The sequence below is a fragment of the Streptomyces sp. NPDC001406 genome (genome assembly GCF_042895285.1).
Lineage (GTDB): Bacteria > Actinomycetota > Actinomycetes > Streptomycetales > Streptomycetaceae > Streptomyces.
In genome coordinates this window covers 161,855-178,980 of record NZ_JBIAWG010000015.1, presented here as the reverse complement: position 1 = coordinate 178,980, position 17,126 = coordinate 161,855, and the positions used below count along the sequence as shown (strand labels likewise).

Genomic DNA, 17,126 nt, shown 5'->3' with positions numbered 1-17,126 from the left:
GGTGCTCAGCCGTTCGCGGGCGCCCCGAGCAGCATCGTCGGGGCGCCCGCGACGCGTGTGAGGAACACCGTCGCCGAGTTGGGCCCCCGGGGCTTCACCTTCCGCCGCAACTCCTCGGGTTCCACGGCCGACCCGCGCTTCTTCACGGTCAGCGTGCCGACCTCGCGCTCCCGCAGCAGCGCCTTCAACTTCTTCACGTTGAAGTGGAGTTGATCGGTGATCTCGTAGGCGGACGCGAACGGCGTCGGCCGCAGCTCGTCCGCCGTGACGTACGCGATGGTCTCGTCGACGAGCCCGCCGCCGACCGACTCGGCCACCTCGGCGACCAGATGTGCTCGGATGACGGCCCCGTCCGGCTCGTACAGGTACCGCCCCACGGGCCGCACTCGGGGATCCGGCAGCCCCCGCCCGAGCAGCGAGCGCGGCCCCGGCAGCAGCGTGGCCCGCACGGCGCCCGGCCGGATCCCGGCCCCGAACCACAGCACCGCCTCCTTCACGTCCCCGCCGTCGGAGATCCACTCGGCCTCGGCGCCGGCCGGGACCGTCTCGTGGGGGATGCCGGGGGCGATCTTCAGCGCGGCGACCCGGGCCGCCGAGGCCGCGCCCACCGCCCACGAGAGCGGCGGGGAGTACGCCTCGGGATCGAAGATCCGGCCCCGTCCGCCCCGCCGTGCCGGGTCGACGAAGACGGCGTCGTAGGAGGACGTGTCCACCTTTGTCACGTCCGCCTCGCGCACCTCGATCAGCTCGCCCAGCCCCAGCGCCTCGGCGTTCGCCCGCGCGACCTCCGCCGTCAGCGGATCCCGGTCCACCGCGAGCACCCGGATCCCGGCGCGCGCGAGGGCGAGCGCGTCGCCGCCGATGCCGCAGCACAGGTCGGCGACGGAGGTCACCCCCAGTTCGCGGAGGCGTCCCGCCCGGTACGCCGCCACGCTCGTCCGCGTGGACTGCTCGACCCCGTTGGGCGTGAAGAACATCCGCTCGGCGTCCTCGGCCCCGAACTTCGCCGCCGCCCGCTGCCGCAGCCGGGCCTGGCCGAGGGCCGCCGACACCAGGTCCGCCGGGTGCTCGCGGCGCAGCCGGGTGGCGACGGCGAGTTCGTCGGCGGGGGCCGTGCCGCGGACCTCGTCGAGGAGGGCACGGCCCTCGGGGGTGAGCAGGGAGCGGAAGGGGAGGAGGTCGTTCACCGGGTCATTGTGGGCCAGTCGGTGGATGGTGCGCCTCCGGCGGCGGTGCCTGCCCCGGTTCGGGGCCGGGGCCTGCGAGGATCCGGCACCATGCGAGCAGTCGTACAAAATGACAAAAATAGGGCCCTGAAGAGGGCTGGTCTCCGTGCGGGCGTCGCCGCGCTCGCCGTCGCCGCCGGCGTCTCCGGCTGTTCGGGGTCGGGCCCGGACGCCGGTGTACGTCCCGCCCCGGGCCAGCAGAGGCTTCAGGCACCCCCCGCACGCGCCCTGGACTCCTACGCCACCCGGCTGAAGGCCGACCGCGCCGCCCTCGCGGCCGCCGCGCGGCACTGGGACCTGGACCAGGTCCCCCTGATGCCTCCGCCGCCCCCGGCCCACAAACCGCGGATCACCGCTCGCGCGGGCTTCGAGGTCGACGGCCAGGAGGAGGAGAAGCTGCCGCCGGTCTTCACCACGATCCCCACCAAGCAGAAGGTCGTCTTCCTCACCATCGACGACGGCGCCGAGAAGGACCCGGCGTTCCTGCGCATGATGAGCGACCTGAAGGTCCCGTACACCGCCTTCCTCAGCAACTACCTGATCAAGGACGACTACGCGTACTTCCGGCAGATGCAGGCCGAGGGCGTCACCCTCAACAACCACACCCTCCACCACCCCTATCTGCCGGGTCTGTCCTACGAGGAGCAGAAGAACGAGATCTGCGGCATGCAGGGCGTGATGGAGAAGTGGTTCGGCAAGACCCCCACCGTCTTCCGCCCGCCCTACGGCAACTACAACGGCGACACCCTGCGCGCCGCCAAGTCCTGCGGCATCAAGTACGCGCCGATCTGGGACGAGGAGGTCTTCGTCGACCACTGGGAGTACCGCGAGGACGACAAGAGCCTGCACCCCGGTGACATCGTGCTCACCCACTTCCGGGGCCGTGACGACTGGGACGGCACGATGGTCGACGACATGCGCCGGTTCCTGAACAAGGTCACCCGTGAGGGGTACGCGGTGGCACGCCTGGAGGACTACCTGTGAAGCGGCCGAGGGGGCGGCGGCGGTGCCGGGCACTGACGGCGGCCGTGCTCGCCTCGGCCGTCCTGCTTCCCGCGAGCGGCTGCGCCCAGTCGGTCGACCCCATCGAACGGCTGGGCAAGAAGGCGGCCGCGCGGGTACGGCCGCACGGCCCGGACGGGGAGCAGGCGTACCGTCGCTGGGGCCTGGGATCGCCGCTCTCCCCGGCCCCGCCGCCCACGGTGCGTCCCGTGGGGCGGCACACGACGGGCCGGTCCCTGCCCCCGGTGGTGGACCGCGTCCGCACCCGCGACCGGGTCGTCTTCCTCACCTACGGCGACGGTGCCGAGAAGGACTCCCGGTTCGCCGACATGGTCCGTGAACTGCGGCTCCCGGTCAATGTGTTCCTCACCGACCGCGCCGCCGGACCGGGGTACGCCCGGCTCGCCCGGCTCCAGTCGGCGGGCGCCGGCGTCCAGAACCACACCCTCGGCCGCACCTCGCTGCGCGGGCTGTCGTACGCCGGCCAGCGCGCCGAGATCTGCGGCCAGCAGGACAAGCTCAAGTCCCGCTTCGGCCACCGCCCCCGCCTCTTCCGCCCACCCCACGGCGCCTACGACAGGACGACCCTGCGCGCGGCCGAGGACTGCGGTGTCTCGGCGGTGGTCCTCTGGCGTGCCGAGACGACCGCCGACGGCATCACGTACACCCACGGCCCCGAACACCTCCGCCCGGGCGACATCGTCAACGTGGCCCCGGACGACACCACGCCCCCCACCCTCTGCGACCGCACGGCCCGCCTACTGCGCCGCGCCCAGTCCCGCGGCCTGACGGTGGGCCGCCTGGAGGACTACCTGTGAGGCGCCGCTGGCGCCTCGTCGGCAGACGCCGAGCCCGCGGCGGAGTTGCGTGCCTCGGTGCTGCGCGCCGATCTCGAACGGCTGGGCCGGTACGACGAGCACCGGGTACGGCAGCGACTGCGCGACGGTCTCGCGCCGCAGCTGCACGCCGGCTGTACGAGTGCCACGGTTCCGTCCTGGACACAGAGGACGAGGGCCGCCATCCGCAGGCGACGGTGTTGCTCAGCCACAACCAGCCCGTCCGGCGTTTGAGGACGAGGCCGTTCAGGCCGATGCGGGGGGCTGGGGGCGGCAGCCCCCAGGGGCGGTCGCAGCGTCACCGGGCAGGCCGGCAGGCGTACGCCGAGAGCGGAACCACGGCCGACGCGCCGCAGGCATTGGCACTCCGCTTGACCGAGTGCTAATCGCGGTCATAGTCTCGGCCCTGGCACTCCCCCCTGGAGAGTGCCAACAACGCGACGGGCAGGTCCGGCACCCGCGACGACGGATCCACCTGGTCGCCACCTCAGACAGTTAACCCCGTGAGATCTCCGAAGGGGGAGGTCGGATCGTGACGACCGCCAGCTCCAAGGTTGCCATCAAGCCGCTTGAGGACCGCATCGTGGTCCAGCCGCTCGACGCCGAGCAGACCACGGCTTCGGGCCTGGTCATTCCGGACACCGCCAAGGAGAAGCCCCAGGAGGGCGTCGTCCTGGCCGTGGGCCCGGGCCGCTTCGAGGACGGCAAGCGCGTCGAGCTCGACGTCAAGGTCGGCGACGTCGTGCTCTACAGCAAGTACGGCGGCACCGAGGTGAAGTACAACGGCGAGGAGTACCTCGTCCTCTCGGCTCGCGACGTGCTCGCGATCGTCGAGAAGTAATTCACCCGAAGCACATTTCGTTGCTTTGAGCTGCGCCCTTGGCCCCCGCGACCCATAGGAAGCCGGGCGCCGGGGGCGCAGTTTTCGTTCACCCAAGATTTCCGAGAGGGCTCACGCTGTCATGGCGAAGATCCTGAAGTTCGACGAGGACGCCCGTCGCGCCCTTGAGCGCGGCGTCAACAAGCTTGCCGACACGGTCAAGGTGACGATCGGCCCCAAGGGCCGCAACGTCGTCATCGACAAGAAGTTCGGCGCCCCCACCATCACCAACGACGGCGTCACCATCGCCCGCGAGGTCGAGGTCGAGGACCCGTTCGAGAACCTCGGCGCCCAGCTGGTGAAGGAGGTGGCCACCAAGACCAACGACATCGCTGGTGACGGCACCACCACCGCCACCGTGCTGGCCCAGGCGCTCGTCCGCGAGGGCCTGAAGAACGTCGCCGCGGGCGCCTCCCCGGCCGCCCTGAAGAAGGGCATCGACGCCGCCGTCGCCGCCGTCTCCGAGGAACTCCTCGCTTCGGCCCGCCCGATCGACGAGAAGTCCGACATCGCCGCCGTCGCCGCGCTGTCCGCCCAGGACCAGCAGGTCGGCGAGCTCATCGCCGAGGCGATGGACAAGGTCGGCAAGGACGGTGTCATCACCGTCGAGGAGTCCAACACCTTCGGTCTGGAGCTGGACTTCACCGAGGGCATGGCCTTCGACAAGGGCTACCTGTCGCCGTACTTCGTGACGGACCAGGAGCGTATGGAGGCCGTCCTCGAGGACCCGTACATCCTGATCACCCAGGGCAAGATCGGCGCCATCGCCGACCTGCTGCCGCTGCTGGAGAAGGTCATCCAGGCCGGTGCCTCCAGGCCGCTGCTGATCATCGCCGAGGACGTCGAGGGCGAGGCCCTGTCGACCCTGGTCGTCAACAAGATCCGCGGCACCTTCAACGCCACCGCCGTGAAGGCCCCCGGCTTCGGCGACCGCCGCAAGGCGATGCTGCAGGACATGGCGATCCTCACCGGTGCCACGGTCATCTCCGAGGAGGTCGGCCTCAAGCTCGACCAGGTCGGTCTGGACGTGCTCGGCTCCGCCCGCCGTGTCACCGTCACCAAGGACGACACCACGATCGTCGACGGCGCCGGCAAGACCGAGGACGTGCACGGCCGCGTCGCGCAGATCAAGGCCGAGATCGAGAACACCGACTCCGACTGGGACCGCGAGAAGCTCCAGGAGCGCCTCGCGAAGCTGGCCGGCGGCGTGTGCGTGATCAAGGTCGGCGCCGCCACCGAGGTGGAGCTGAAGGAGAAGAAGCACCGTCTGGAGGACGCCATCTCCGCGACCCGCGCCGCGGTCGAGGAGGGCATCGTCTCCGGTGGTGGCTCCGCGCTGGTCCACGCCGTCAAGGTCCTGGACGACAACCTCGGCAAGACGGGCGACGAGGCCACCGGTGTTGCCGTGGTCCGCAAGGCCGCCGTCGAGCCGCTGCGCTGGATCGCGGAGAACGCGGGCCTCGAGGGCTACGTCATCGTCTCCAAGGTCGCCGAGCTGGAGAAGGGCAACGGCTACAACGCCGCCACCGGCGAGTACGGCGACCTGGTCAAGGCCGGCGTCATCGACCCGGTGAAGGTCACCCGCTCCGCCCTGGAGAACGCCGCCTCCATCGCCTCCCTCCTGCTCACGACCGAGACCCTGGTCGTCGAGAAGAAGGAAGAGGAGCCGGCCGAGGCGGGCCACGGCCACGGTCACGGCCACGCCCACTGAGCGACACGCTCCTGAGCCAAGGCCCGGCACTCCCCGCGGAGTGCCGGGCCTTGCGCCGTCTACTGCTCCAACTGGTCGAGGGCGCCCAGCTGTTGCATCAGCCCCAGCTGGTCGTGCTGCCACCAGGTCTCGGCGATCTTGCCGTTGTCGCCGAACCGGAACAGCGTCATCCCGGTCATGGCGACCTGCCTGCCGGTGGGGGCGATCCCCAGGAAGTCGCCCTTGTGCGTGGCGTTCCAGGTCCACCGCGCACAGGCCCGGTCGCCCTGGGCGAGCACGTCCTCGACCGTGAAGGTGAAGTCGAAGGCGCTCCGCCACATCCGGTACTCGCCGAGGGCGTTGTCCAGCCCGATCGTGTTCTGCGGATTGATCGGATCGTGGCTGTGGATGTCCTCGTCGAGCAGGTCGTTGAGCGGCGGCAGCTCGCCCGCGGTGGCGAGGGTGTCGAGGAACCGCCGCACGGTGCCCTCGTACAACTGCTCGTCGCGTACGACGTCCAGATCCGTGAACGTAGGGGTCTCGTCGCACAACGCGACCAACTCTTGGAAGATCCGGCCGGTCTCCGGGAGGTTCGAGTTCCGCATCGCGTCCTCGTACGTCGGGAACTCCACCACCTCGACGACGTGCGACGCGTCCGAACGGTCCTTGCCGACCACCGCGTGCGTCGCCGTCCGCTTGCCCCTGGTCTGCTCGACCCAGTCGTCCATCAGCCGGTTCATCTCGTCCAGCCGGCTGGTCCTGCATTCGATGAGCTGTACGAACGTCATGGCGCTGCCTCCGGCCCCCCTGGTCCGGTTCCGTCACGCCCCATTTTCCCACCGGAGCGGCGAGATGCCCTGCGTGCGGCCCGCGCGGGCCCAGGCGGCGGGGCGGATGACGTCGGCGGGCAGGTCCCCCACGCGCTGGTTGACCAGGCTGTGCAGGACGACCAGGACGGCGGCGATCTCCTCGGGCGTCGGCTCGCCGGACAGGACCCGGATGCCATCGATGCCGTCGACGGCGCTCATGCCGGCTGGTTCCCGTGCTTGCGGTGCGGCAGCGGCGCGCTCTTCGTGCGCAGCATCCGCAGCCCCGAGGCGAGGACGGCCCGGGTGGACTGCGGGGCGATGACGTCGTCGACGAGCCCGCGCTCGGCGGCGTAGTACGGATGCATCAGTGCCTCGCGGTACTCGGCCACGCGCCGGGCCCGGGTCGCCTCCGGATCGTCGGCCGCGGCGATCTCACGGCGGAAGATGACGTTCGCGGCGCCCTCCGCGCCCATCACGGCGATCTCGTTGGCGGGCCACGCGTACGACAGGTCCGCGCCGATGGAGCGCGAGTCCATGACGATGTAGGCCCCGCCGTACGCCTTGCGCACGATCACCTGGATCCGGGGGACGGTCGCGTTGCAGTACGCGTAAAGGAGCTTGGCGCCGTGCCGGATGATGCCACCGTGCTCCTGGTCCACGCCGGGCAGGAAACCGGGCACGTCGACCAGTGACACCACCGGGATGTTGAAAGCGTCGCACAACTGTACGAACCGGGCGGCCTTTTCGCTGGCATGGATGTCGAGCACCCCGGCCAGCACCAGCGGCTGGTTGGCCACGATGCCGACCGGGCGGCCCTCGATGCGGCCGAGCGCGCAGATGACGTTGCCCGCCCAGCGCTCCTGGACCTCGAGGAACTCGCCCTCGTCCATCACCTCCTCGACCACCCGGTGCATGTCGTACGGCTGGGCCGGGTCCGCGGGCACGATGTCCAGGAGCTCGGCGCAGGGCCGGTCGGCCGGGTCGTCGCAGGGCACCTCGGGTGGTGTCTCGGTGCTGTTCTGGGGGAGCAGACAGAGCAGATAGCGGACCTCTTCGAGGCAGGTCCGCTCGTCGTCGTACGCGAAGTGCGCGACACCCGACGTCTCGGCGTGCACGTCCGCGCCGCCGAGCCCGTTCTGGGTGACCTGCTCGCCGGTGACGGCCTGGATGACGTCGGGGCCGGTGATGAACATCTGGGACGTCTCGCGGACCATGAAGACGAAGTCGGTCAGGGCGGGCGAGTAGGCGGCGCCCCCCGCGCACGGGCCGAGCATCACACTGATCTGCGGGATGACACCCGACGCCTTCGTGTTGCGCTGGAAGATGCCGCCGTAGCCCGCGAGCGCGGTGACGCCCTCCTGGATACGGGCGCCCGCGCCGTCGTTGAGCGACACCAGGGGAGCGCCCGCCGCGATGGCCATGTCCATGATCTTGTGGATCTTCTGCGCGTGCGCCTCGCCCAGCGCGCCGCCGAATATCCGGAAGTCGTGCGCGTACACGAAGACCGTACGGCCGTGGACCGTGCCCCAGCCGCCGATCACGCCGTCCGTGTGCGGACGCTTCTCCTCCATGCCGAAGCCGGTCGCCCGATGCCGGCGCAGCGGCTCCAGTTCGCTGAACGTGCCCGGATCCAGCAGGAGTTCGATGCGTTCCCGGGCCGTCAGCTTGCCCTTGGCGTGCTGCCGCTCGGTGGCGGCGGCGTCGCCCGCGACCACGCCCGCGCGCAGTCCGTCCAGTTCGGCGGTACGGGCCCGCAGCGACGGCGGGGCGGACGGGGCCGCGAACTCCTCCTCGAGCTCGGCCAGTTGGCTGTTGCTCAGGGTCTGTATGGACATGGTCGGTCTCCTTTCGGTACGGGTCTCGGGTGCTACCGGGTCACAGGCGCAGGCCGCGGTAGCGGCGGGGCCAGATGCCATGGGCGCCGGGGGCCAGCACGCCTGCCGGGTCGAGCGCGTCCTTGACCCGCTCGCCGAGCCGCCGCAGCGCGTGCCCGTGGAAGGCGTAGGTCTCCGCGACCTTGTCCATCAGGGCCGGGTGCGCGTGCCGTACGCCGAGCCCGGCCGCCGCCGCGTCCGCCACCAGGCGTTCGCACAAGGTCAGGGTGCGGGCCCGGTCGTCCGGGTCGCGGATGTCGAACACGACGGGCACATGGTGGTGCAGCACCCGTCGGCCCACCACGAACGAGCCCAGGTAGTCCTTTCCGGCCGTCCGGACGAGCCCGCGCACCCGCGCGTACTGTGCCAGGGCGTCCGCGCCGGTACCCGGCAGCACGGGCGTGACGGGAAGATGCCCGCCGTGCTTCAGCCAGCCGTCGGCCGCGTCGCCCCACAGGCCGGGCGTGTCACGCCCGTCGTCCGGCTCGCCGAGCCTTAAGCGCACCCCGGGGATCGGCGCCAGCGCCGTGCGCACGGCGGCCCATTGGGCGTGCACGACGGAACGGCTGCCGGCCACGGCGCCGTACGCGTTCCAGTGGCCGAGCCGCAGATCGGCCATGACGGAGGCGAGGGCGCTGTCGGGCACAGGGCCCGGAGCGCCGGGGAGGGTGTCGCGGCACCGGCCCGCGGCGGCCGCGTCCAGCAGCAGGCCGTGCACGGTGGGCGACTCGGGGAGCGTGCCGTCGGCGCGCAGCGTCCGCAGGGCGTCGACCAGCGGGCCGAGGTCCTCCGCCCGCGGCACGGAGACGGTGAAGGTACGGCGGTACGGCGGCGCGATGCGGAGCCGGATGCCGAGTTTGGTGACGATCCCCAGGTTCGGCGGCGCGAACATCATGTCGAAGGAGGGGCCGAAACCGTAGGGCCACAGATGGGCGCAGCGCGAGGCGCGCAGGCCGCCCATCCCGGTGCGCACCAGGTCGCCGTCCGGCAGCACCACCTCCATCCCGCACCACAGCGCGGGCTCGTCCTCGTACGGTGTGAGGCCGCCGGTGGCCAGGGCGTGACCGACGACGCTGTCCCAGCCCAGGCCCACCGGGTCGACCCGGTACGGCAGCCCGCGTGCGGCGAGATGGGCGGCGAGGTCGACGAAGGTGACGCCCGGCTCGACGACGGCGTACCCGAAGGTCTCGTCGACCTCCAGCACCCGGTTCATCCGGCTGAGGTCGAGGACGACGGCGCCGGGCAGCCGGGGGGCCGCGCCGCCGAGCCCGGTGTTGCGGCCGGGCAGGGCGGGCGCGAGCGGCACCCCGAAGGTCCTGGCGACGTCCAGCACGCGCCGTACGTCGTCGACCGAGGCGGCCAGCAGCGCCGCGCTGGGGACGAAGTGCCCGGGGCCGAGGACCGGCTGCGGGTCGTCGTAGCCCACGAGGGCAATGTCCTCGTGGGTCAGTACCCGGGAGTCGCCGAGCACCGCGCGGAACGCGGTGAGTGCCTCGGCGAACTCCCGGGGCCCGACGCCATGCGGGAGCCGGGGACGGCCGCTCACGGATGTCACGGCTGTCCTTCCGTGGCCCGGGCGGCCTCCTCCGTGAGCCGCACGGGGGAGCGCTGCGAGGGAGTGAACGCCTGGATGTCGATGCGTTCCCAGACGCCCGAGACGGCGAACGGGTCGGCGAGGGCGTACTCCTCCACCTGCTCCCGGTTCGCGGCCTCGACCACGATCAGGCTGCCGACCGCGGTGGTGCCGTCGGCGTCGACCAGGGGCCCGTAGAGCACCGGCCGCACCGGCGTGGCCCGCAGCCGGGCCGAGTGCGCGGGCCGCTGGGCCGCCCGCAGTTCGGCGGTGCCCGGTGCGTCGAGGCAGTGGATCGCCCACAGCATCTGTCTCTCCTCGGGTCGTGGGGGGAAGGGGTCGTAGGGACAGGGACAGGGGCGGTGTCAGGCAGCCTGGCCGCCGCTCATCGCCGGTGCGGCCTGGTCGCGCAGCCGGGTCAGCTCCGCGACCACGGCCTGACGGGCCGCGATCTTCTCCTGCTTGACGCTGAAGGGCTCGGGGATCACCCGGTATTCGGCGTCGATCACGCTGGCGAGGGTGTCGCCGTGGTGGATCGAGATCCGGCACTTGAAGACGGGCCCCACCGGGGTGCGGGTCAGCTCCAGCAGCTCGTACTGCAGCGTCGCGGCGAGCGGGAAGACGAAGCTGTGGAACGTGGAGCCGACCGAGCCGATGACGAACCGGGTGCGGTCGGGGCCGGTGACGTAGAACTGCTCGGTGACCACGGTCCAGAACTGCCGGGCGGCCTCCAGGAGCGTGATGGCCGGTATGTGCTGGCCGGTGAGGTGGTCCTCCAGGACCTCGACGCGCTGGTCGAGCACGAGGTCGGCGGCGAAGCGGTTCTCGCCGATCTGGCCGACCGGCCCGATCAGTACGTTCTTGGCGTCGTGCTTGTGGGTGAGCTGCTGCCGGGCCCGCTCGGGCACCCCGGACTTGGCCACCGTGACCGCCGGCGCGTGCCGGTCGGCCAGGGTGCGTATCTCCGCCAACTGCTCGTCGCTCAGGCCCTGTCCGATGGCGACCGCCAGGCTTTCCGGCACGTCGCCGGAGCGCAGCCGGGCCAGCAGGTCGGAGACGGGGACGGTGCCGCGGTTGACGAGGAAGTCCTCGAAGCGGTCGCCGACGGCGATGACGGCATCGGGCGACATGGACTGTGCCGTGGAGCGTGACATGGGTCGGTCCCTCCGGTCGTGGTGGTGGGCGGTCCGGGCTCAGGCGGTGGCCGCGGCCAGGTTCGCCAGCGTCTCGATGTAGGCGTCGGCCAGCGCGCCCACCGTCCGCACGTCGGAGATCACGTAGTCCTCCTCGAACGGGTCGGCGCCGAACTCCATCTCCAGCTGGATGATCAGCCGGGCCAGCAGCAGCGAGTTGAGCCCGATCCGGGCCAGCGGCTCGTCCCCGGTGAGCAGGAGCACGGGCTTGCCGGCCTCCTTCAGCAGGGCGTTGATCTGCTCGTGGACGGTCGCGGTGATGTCGGTCGTGGTCAGCATGTGATTCCTCCGTCGACGACGATGGTCTGCCCCGTGATGAACGAGGCGTCGGGTGAGATGAGGTAGAGGACGGCGTCGGCGATCTCATGGATGTCGCCGAGTCGGCCGAGCGGCGTGCGCCGCTGGATGCGTTCCCGGTTCCGCTCCGTGACGTCGGACGTCATGTCGCTGTCGAAGAAGCCGGGGACGATCGAGTTGACCCGGATGTCGAAGGCGCCGAGCTCCCGGGCGAGGCTCCGGCTGAATCCGTCGAGTCCCGCCTTGGTGGCGGAGTAGACGGCGACACCGCGATAGCCGCGGATGGCGTTGATGGACGAGACGTTGAGGATCTGGCCGCCGCCCTGCTTCGTCATCGAGCGGGCGCAGGCGTGCGCGAGCGTGATCGGGGCGAGAAGGTTGGCGGCGATCAGCGTCGAGGTCTGTTTCGCGGACGTGGTCAGGAACAGCTCCTGGTGCAGCACCGCCGCGTTGTTGATCAGCAGGTCCACACGGCCGAAGCGGCGCCGCACCGTCCGTACGAACTCCCGCAGTGAGTCGGGCTCGGTGAGGTCGGCGGCCTCCCACAGGAAGCGGTCCTCCGCGGTGACCTGAAGGTCCTTGACGAACTCGTTGGCCGACCTGCTGAACGTCGCCACCCGCCAGCCGTCCATGAGCAGCCGCTCGACCAGGAGCCGGCCGAGTCCCTTGCTGCCGCCGCTGATCACGGCGACGCGGTCGTCGTTCCCGGTGGCGGTCACGGCTCCGGTCCCGGTCGCCGGCTCGTGGGCGCTCATGCCGCGCTCCGGATCTTCTTGTACCGGTCGGAGTGCATGGGCGCGGCGGCGATCTCGACCAGGGCCGGCACCTTGTACGCCTCCAGGCGCTGCGCGCAGAACTCGCGCACCCGGCGCATGACGTCACGCCGGTCCTCCGCCTCGACCAGCTGCACGGTGGCCTTCACCACCATGCCGGTCACCGGGCTGGGCCGGCCGCTGACCGTGGCCTCGGCGATGTTGTCCAGCTGGAGCAGGACGCTCTCGACCTCGCTCGGGTAGACCTTCTCGCCGCCCACGTTGATGATCTCGGAGTTGCGGCCCAGGATCCGCACCCATTCGCCGTCGACCTCGACGACGTCCTGCGTGTTGAAGTAGCCCTCGTCGTCGAAGGGGGCCGGGGCGTTGAGGTAGCCCAGCATCGCCATCTCCGAGCGGATCCACAGGACGTTGTCGATGATCTTGTGGTCGAACCCGGAGTTGCCGAGCTTCACCCACAGCGTGTCGTCACCCCGGGAGCGGGTGGGCAGGATGCCCAGCTCCGACAGGCCGTACGTCTGCTTCAGCCGGACTCCCGGCAGCGCCTGGGCCAGACGGCGCAGGGTCTGCAGGGGCATCGGCTCGGTGCCGTAGGTGACGAGTCCGAGGGAGTCGGTGGCGTGCCGCTCGTGGGCGCCGGAGATCAGCACCATGTTCAGGAAGGTCGGCGTGGTGGGCAGGATCTCCACCCGGTGCTCGGCGACCGCCCCGAAAACGGAGTCCGGCGTGCGCTCCGCCACCGTGATCACGGTGCCGCCCTGGCTCAGCGTGTGCAGCAGGGTGTTGACGCCGCCGATGTGGTCCAGGCTGAGGAAGGACAGGATGCGGCCGGGCCGGGTCGGCTCGCCGTAGCGGCCGAGTACCTTCTCGAAGTCCAGCACCGAGGCCTTGCTGCGGCCTGTCGTACCGGAGCTGAACAGGACCAGGCCCGGATGCCCGGTGGCGCGCAGTTCCTCGTACAACTCGTGCGCCGCGCTGCGCCCGGTGCGTTCGGCCCGGTGCTCGCCGCCGTTCGCGTCGACCTCGATCACCACCTCCACCTGTGCGACGTCCAGGAACTCCGCGCGCTTGGCGGCCGGGATCGCACTGAGCGGTACGACGACCGCACCGCGCTCGATCAGCGCGAGCAGGCCGGCGCAGGCCTGCGGGGAGTAGGCGCCCTCCAGCGTGACGACCTCGCCCGCGGCCACCTGGTGGCGGTCGAGGAAGCCGCGCCAGTCGTCGACGAGGCGCAGCAGCTCGTCGTAGCCGTGGGAGCGGCCCTCGAAGACGACGGCCTCGGCATCACCGAACGTTTTCAGCCGGTCCAGGAAAGAATGGGGCATCGGGATCTCCCGTTATTCGGTCGCATTGTTCTACGGCGTTTTTGGGTCGCACTGTTCTGGTTGCGCTGTTCTGGTCGCGTTGTTCTGGTCGCGAATTTCCTTGGTCTATTTCGATGGGAAAACTCTAGGGAGGTGTCGTTCCGGGTTTCAATCTGCCTTTTCCGGGACCTCGTTCGGAGTGGCCGACCCGGCGTAGCCGTTCGGGCAGCGCTCCCGGGTATGCCCGGACGGCCATGTAGCGGAAGAGGCATCGCGCACGGCATCATCGGGGAAGCGATTTGCTGTCATGACCTTGTCCTGGGATGGCAGTGGCCCGCCGCATCCGGCGGGCCCTGGTGCGCCTTTTCGCGGCGCCTTCCGCCCAGGAGAAGAAATGATTCAGCAGATACTTCCGCCTGCCGTCGCCGGTGCCGACACCACGGTCGACCTGCTCGACTCCCCGGTGTTCCCGGAGGAGGAGCCGTATCTGACGGACTCGGTGGAGCACCGCCGGCGCGAATTCGTCACCACCAGGCGCTGCGCCCGTACGGCGATGACCGTGCTCGGGGTGCCGCCGGCCCCGGTCGGTTCGGGTCCCAAGGGGGAGCCGGAGTGGCCGGCCGGGGTGACGGGCAGCATGACGCACTGCGACGGCTACCGGGCCGCCGCCCTCTCGCACAGCCGCGAGTACCACTCCATCGGGATCGACGCCGAGCCCCACGAGCCGCTCGCCGAGGAGCTCGTCGCGTACATCACCGGCCCGGACGAACGAGCCCACCTGCGCGAACTGGAGCGCAGCCACCCCGCGGTGCACTGGGCGACCGTGCTGTTCAGCGCCAAGGAGACGGTCTACAAGGCCTGGTACCCGCTGGCCCGGCGCTGGCTCGGCTTCCGCGACGCCCGGCTCACCTTCGACCCGGACGCCGGAACGTACACGGCATGCCTGCTGGTGCCGGGGCCGGTGGTGGACGGGGACCGCATCGCCTGGTTCACCGGCCACTGGGCGGTACGGGACGGGCTCGTCCTCACCGCGATAGCGATGAGGCGCGGCCGGTGAGGGACGGGTGACCCGGGACGGTCGTCAGGCAGGGCCGGGCGAAGCCGGCAGCGGTTCGGCGGTGCGCTGCAGGGGGCGCGGCGAGGCCGTATCGGGATGGTTCGGTGGTGCCCTGAAGGGGCTCCGCGAGGCCGTGTCGGGACACGGGTCCGCCGCGCGCGGGTGCGACCGGCCACGACGGCGCCGCAAAGGACCGGACGCGCATCGCGGCCCTTCCGGCGGAGCGCTCAGCGCCGCTCGGCCGCGGTCAGCAGCCGCGTGGGCGAGGCGTCCGGAGACGGCAGGTGTCCGGGGGTGGCGGACAGGACGGGCCAGTCGAGCTGCTGGGCGTGCTCGAGCAGCACCCGGTCGCCGCCGACCACCACCGGGTTGCCCACCGCGCCGAGCATGTCCAGGTCGCTGGAGTGATCGCCGTAGCAGCTGCAGTCCGCGGCGACCAGGCCGAGCTCGACGACGGTCTCGCGCACGGCGTCCGCCTTGACCGAGCCGATCATCGGCCGTGCGACCTCGCCGGTCAGCCGGCCGTCGGCGTCCAGCAGGGGTTCCGAGCACAGGATGCGGTGCGCACCGAGATCCTCGGCGAGCGGCTCCAGACAGCCCCGGAACGACCCCGAGACCAGGACCAGCAGATGGCCCGCCTTGCGGTGCCGGGTGGCCGCGGCCCAGGCCGGGACGACGACGGCGGCGGATCCTCGGCGGTACTGCTGCCACCAGTCCCGCCCGGCCTCCAGCAGGGCCTCGTACGGTACGCCGGCGAAGCGCCGGTAGTAGGCCCGGTTGATCTCCGAGCGGTGCACGCCGGAGGCTGCTGCCCGGTGTACGCCGGCCATGACGGCTTCGTAGCCGCTGCCGTCGTCGCCGTGCCGGGCCATCCAGAAGCGCAGGAAGTGGAACATGCTCTTCGTGTTGACCAGGGTCTCGTCGACGTCGAAGAAGGCCGCGGGAGCGCTGTGGGGAGTGCTGTCGGGATACATGGAGAGGCTTACCTGCCGTTCGTGAGGGAGGAGGCAACCACCTGGCCGGTGGCCGACGGGACGGGGCGGACATCGCCGTCCTGGGAGGAGCGGTGGGCGGGGCGGCCCGTGGGGTGCTGCGCCGCCGGGGCGCACAGGCCCTCGCGCAGGGCGCGGACCGTTGCCAGCGTGCGGTTGGGGCAGTTCAGCTTGGCGAGGATGCTGGCGACGAGACGCTTCACCCCGTGCTCCGAGATGTGCAGCCGGCGGGCGATCTGCTTGTTGCTGAGGCCCTCGACGAGATGCCCGAGCGCCTCACGCTCCCGCGGTGTCAGCCGGGGCGGCGCCGGGACGGCCTGCGGCGCGCCGCGGCCGCGCCCCGCGAGCTGGAGCAGAAGGCGGGTGAGCGCGGCCGGTATGTGGACCTCGTCCTCCCCCATCGCGGTGAGCACCTTGTGCAGGTCCTCGATCTGAAGGCCGTCCGAGCAGAGCAGCGACGCGCCGGACAGGGACGCCACCCGGTCCAGGTCCACGGAGTCCAGGTCGGGCAGGAGCAGCAGCACGCGCACTCTGTAGGCGGCCACGCGGTGCAGTACGGAGTCGGGGTCCAGGTCCGTTGCCTCGGGGGCCACGATCAGCAGGTCGGTCGCCGGGTCACGCACGGCGTCCACGGCGGACGTGAGGTCGGCGAAGGGATGGCAGGCGGCGACCTCGCGGAGGGACCTCAGCATGCCTTCGAGTCCGTAGCGCTGCAGATCGTCGCGGATGGAGAGAACGATGTTCAAGGGCTGGGTGGCGACTGCCTCGAGAGCAGCGCGGTGCGGTGACATGGTGGCCTTACCTCCATGGGTCCTCTGGGTCCTCGGCGGTGCCCCCCGTGGGCCTTCCATGCCGCAGACGCTAGAGCCGCCGGGGCCCGCGCAGGGGGCCAGTGCCTCCAAGACGGGGGGCGGACGGACCGAAAGTGGTAGGGGGATGCCTCGCTCGCCTGATGTCCTGGAAGGAGAAGGACGCGGCCCGAGCCGAGCGGTGCCGTCGCGGGGGCGGCAAGGCCGGTGCCGGTCCGGACTCCCGTGCCCCGAACGCAGAGGGGCCCGCCCGTGAGCAGTGCAACGGCAGCTCGGGCGCGGGGGCGTGGCGTGGCCGCCGGACGAAATCCAGCACGTGAAGCGCCGGACCGGTGCCCCAGCCTGGATGTGCGGGGAGGGGGAGGGGCCTGGAGCTGTGCAGGGCGGTGGCCCGGTGCCCGGCCACGGATCCCGGCCCGCGGCAGCCATCCGGTCGCGATGGCACGGTACGGCTTCCACCGCCATCCCGGCGTGCTACGGCAGGGTGATGGTCCGGTGCCGGGAGTTGTGGCCCTGCAGCGGATTCCGGCGTGCTATGGCAGGGCGATGGTCTCGTCCCGGGATCGGGTCCGCCCCGGATCTCGGTCCGCTGCGGCAGGGTGATGGTCCGGTGCCGGGAGTTGTGGCCCTGCAGCGGATTCCGGCGTGCTATGGCAGGGCGATGGTCTCGTCCCGGGATGGGGTCCGCCTCGGATCTCGGTCCGCTGCGGCAGGGTGATGGTCCGGTGCCGGGAGTTGTGGCCCTGCACCGGATTCCGGCGTGCTACGGCAGGGCGACGGCCGCGCCCCGGGCACGGGCCCCGCCCCGGAT

17 protein-coding genes and 1 pseudogene are annotated in these 17,126 nt (G+C 71.3%); 6 read left to right on the top strand and 12 right to left on the bottom strand.

Annotated features, from left to right (window positions below; all coding sequences use genetic code 11):
• Window positions 1–5 precede the first annotated feature (5 nt).
• Window positions 6–1,295, bottom strand: coding sequence for a methyltransferase domain-containing protein (locus tag ACFY1J_RS33250; RefSeq protein WP_390710189.1), 1,290 nt, complete (start codon window positions 1,293–1,295; stop codon window positions 6–8).
• Here ACFY1J_RS33250 and ACFY1J_RS33245 point away from each other — a divergent pair.
• The 5 genes and pseudogenes from ACFY1J_RS33245 (at window position 1,278) to groL (ending at window position 5,655) form a co-directional block, all read left to right on the top strand.
• On the top strand, window positions 1,278–2,210 hold the full coding sequence (locus ACFY1J_RS33245; protein ID WP_390710188.1) for a polysaccharide deacetylase family protein: 933 nt from the start codon (window positions 1,278–1,280) through the stop codon (window positions 2,208–2,210). The genes ACFY1J_RS33250 and ACFY1J_RS33245 overlap by 18 nt on opposite strands.
• A complete protein-coding gene (locus ACFY1J_RS33240) occupies window positions 2,207–3,046 on the top strand; it encodes a polysaccharide deacetylase family protein (protein WP_390732495.1) in 840 nt (279 codons plus the stop codon). The genes ACFY1J_RS33245 and ACFY1J_RS33240 overlap by 4 nt, the downstream gene beginning before the upstream one ends.
• 45 nt (window positions 3,047–3,091) lie before the next feature.
• Window positions 3,092–3,187: pseudogene (locus ACFY1J_RS33235) on the top strand (GNAT family N-acetyltransferase); the annotation flags it as partial.
• 409 nt (window positions 3,188–3,596) lie between these two features.
• Complete coding sequence (gene groES / locus ACFY1J_RS33230; protein ID WP_316747423.1) at window positions 3,597–3,905, top strand: co-chaperone GroES; 309 nt, start codon at window positions 3,597–3,599, stop codon at window positions 3,903–3,905.
• A 121-nt stretch (window positions 3,906–4,026) separates the two neighbouring features.
• The gene (groL, locus tag ACFY1J_RS33225) at window positions 4,027–5,655 is read left to right on the top strand and encodes a chaperonin GroEL (protein WP_390710186.1); all 1,629 of its coding nucleotides are present in this window, start codon (window positions 4,027–4,029) and stop codon (window positions 5,653–5,655) included.
• Between the two features lie 59 nt (window positions 5,656–5,714).
• On the opposite strand, the gene ACFY1J_RS33220 is transcribed toward groL, so the two are convergent.
• Genes ACFY1J_RS33220 through ACFY1J_RS33180 form a run of 9 tightly spaced genes read right to left on the bottom strand, consistent with a single transcriptional unit; the run spans window position 5,715 to window position 13,478 of the window.
• Window positions 5,715–6,422 carry an ester cyclase gene (locus tag ACFY1J_RS33220; protein WP_390710185.1) on the bottom strand — a complete coding sequence of 236 codons (708 nt, stop codon included), beginning with the start codon at window positions 6,420–6,422 and terminating at the stop codon, window positions 5,715–5,717.
• Between the two features lie 33 nt (window positions 6,423–6,455).
• Entirely contained in the window at window positions 6,456–6,662 is a 207-nt protein-coding gene (locus tag ACFY1J_RS33215) for an acyl-CoA carboxylase subunit epsilon (protein ID WP_390710184.1), read from the bottom strand.
• Window positions 6,659–8,278, bottom strand: a complete 1,620-nt coding sequence (locus ACFY1J_RS33210) for an acyl-CoA carboxylase subunit beta (protein WP_390732494.1) — start codon at window positions 8,276–8,278, stop codon at window positions 6,659–6,661. The genes ACFY1J_RS33215 and ACFY1J_RS33210 overlap by 4 nt, the downstream gene beginning before the upstream one ends.
• A 40-nt stretch (window positions 8,279–8,318) precedes the next feature.
• Window positions 8,319–9,863: an FAD-binding oxidoreductase gene (locus ACFY1J_RS33205; RefSeq protein WP_390710182.1), complete on the bottom strand. Its 1,545-nt coding sequence runs from the start codon at window positions 9,861–9,863 to the stop codon at window positions 8,319–8,321.
• A gap of 5 nt (window positions 9,864–9,868) precedes the next feature.
• A complete protein-coding gene (locus tag ACFY1J_RS33200; RefSeq protein WP_390710181.1) occupies window positions 9,869–10,198 on the bottom strand; it encodes a YciI family protein in 330 nt (109 codons plus the stop codon).
• A gap of 57 nt (window positions 10,199–10,255) precedes the next feature.
• Window positions 10,256–11,044 carry an AfsA-related hotdog domain-containing protein gene (locus ACFY1J_RS33195; protein WP_390710180.1) on the bottom strand — a complete coding sequence of 263 codons (789 nt, stop codon included), beginning with the start codon at window positions 11,042–11,044 and terminating at the stop codon, window positions 10,256–10,258.
• A 39-nt stretch (window positions 11,045–11,083) separates the two neighbouring features.
• Window positions 11,084–11,362, bottom strand: a complete 279-nt coding sequence (locus ACFY1J_RS33190) for an acyl carrier protein (RefSeq protein ID WP_390710179.1) — start codon at window positions 11,360–11,362, stop codon at window positions 11,084–11,086.
• Window positions 11,356–12,135, bottom strand: coding sequence for an SDR family NAD(P)-dependent oxidoreductase (locus ACFY1J_RS33185; protein WP_390710178.1), 780 nt, complete (start codon window positions 12,133–12,135; stop codon window positions 11,356–11,358). Before ACFY1J_RS33185 ends, ACFY1J_RS33190 begins: the two co-directional genes overlap by 7 nt.
• Window positions 12,132–13,478, bottom strand: a complete 1,347-nt coding sequence (locus ACFY1J_RS33180; RefSeq protein ID WP_390710177.1) for a class I adenylate-forming enzyme family protein — start codon at window positions 13,476–13,478, stop codon at window positions 12,132–12,134. Before ACFY1J_RS33180 ends, ACFY1J_RS33185 begins: the two co-directional genes overlap by 4 nt.
• Window positions 13,479–13,851: 373 nt before the next feature.
• Between ACFY1J_RS33180 and ACFY1J_RS33175 the strand changes: the two genes are divergently transcribed.
• Window positions 13,852–14,514 carry a 4'-phosphopantetheinyl transferase gene (locus tag ACFY1J_RS33175; RefSeq protein WP_390710176.1) on the top strand — a complete coding sequence of 221 codons (663 nt, stop codon included), beginning with the start codon at window positions 13,852–13,854 and terminating at the stop codon, window positions 14,512–14,514.
• A gap of 227 nt (window positions 14,515–14,741) precedes the next feature.
• Here the strand turns inward: ACFY1J_RS33175 and ACFY1J_RS33170 are convergent, their stop codons facing one another.
• Both ACFY1J_RS33170 and ACFY1J_RS33165 read right to left on the bottom strand, forming a co-directional pair.
• Complete coding sequence (locus ACFY1J_RS33170; protein WP_390710175.1) at window positions 14,742–15,488, bottom strand: HAD family hydrolase; 747 nt, start codon at window positions 15,486–15,488, stop codon at window positions 14,742–14,744.
• Between the two features lie 8 nt (window positions 15,489–15,496).
• A complete protein-coding gene (locus ACFY1J_RS33165; RefSeq protein WP_390710174.1) occupies window positions 15,497–16,297 on the bottom strand; it encodes a response regulator transcription factor in 801 nt (266 codons plus the stop codon).
• Window positions 16,298–17,126: the final 829 nt, after the last annotated feature.

Excerpts from the sequence above, each read along its gene's own strand:
- ACFY1J_RS33245 (WP_390710188.1), top strand. The coding sequence starts at position 1,278 with ATGCGAGCAGTCGTACAAAATGACAAAAATAGGGCCCTGAAGAGGGCT.
- groL (WP_390710186.1), top strand. The coding sequence starts at position 4,027 with ATGGCGAAGATCCTGAAGTTCGACGAGGACGCCCGTCGCGCCCTTGAG.
- ACFY1J_RS33220 (WP_390710185.1), bottom strand. The coding sequence starts at position 6,422 with ATGACGTTCGTACAGCTCATCGAATGCAGGACCAGCCGGCTGGACGAG.
- ACFY1J_RS33215 (WP_390710184.1), bottom strand. The coding sequence starts at position 6,662 with ATGAGCGCCGTCGACGGCATCGATGGCATCCGGGTCCTGTCCGGCGAG.
- ACFY1J_RS33210 (WP_390732494.1), bottom strand. The coding sequence starts at position 8,278 with ATGTCCATACAGACCCTGAGCAACAGCCAACTGGCCGAGCTCGAGGAG.
- ACFY1J_RS33200 (WP_390710181.1), bottom strand. The coding sequence starts at position 10,198 with ATGCTGTGGGCGATCCACTGCCTCGACGCACCGGGCACCGCCGAACTG.
- ACFY1J_RS33195 (WP_390710180.1), bottom strand. The coding sequence starts at position 11,044 with ATGTCACGCTCCACGGCACAGTCCATGTCGCCCGATGCCGTCATCGCC.
- ACFY1J_RS33190 (WP_390710179.1), bottom strand. The coding sequence starts at position 11,362 with ATGCTGACCACGACCGACATCACCGCGACCGTCCACGAGCAGATCAAC.
- ACFY1J_RS33185 (WP_390710178.1), bottom strand. The coding sequence starts at position 12,135 with ATGAGCGCCCACGAGCCGGCGACCGGGACCGGAGCCGTGACCGCCACC.
- ACFY1J_RS33180 (WP_390710177.1), bottom strand. The coding sequence starts at position 13,478 with ATGCCCCATTCTTTCCTGGACCGGCTGAAAACGTTCGGTGATGCCGAG.
- ACFY1J_RS33175 (WP_390710176.1), top strand. The coding sequence starts at position 13,852 with ATGATTCAGCAGATACTTCCGCCTGCCGTCGCCGGTGCCGACACCACG.
- ACFY1J_RS33170 (WP_390710175.1), bottom strand. The coding sequence starts at position 15,488 with ATGTATCCCGACAGCACTCCCCACAGCGCTCCCGCGGCCTTCTTCGAC.
- ACFY1J_RS33165 (WP_390710174.1), bottom strand. The coding sequence starts at position 16,297 with ATGTCACCGCACCGCGCTGCTCTCGAGGCAGTCGCCACCCAGCCCTTG.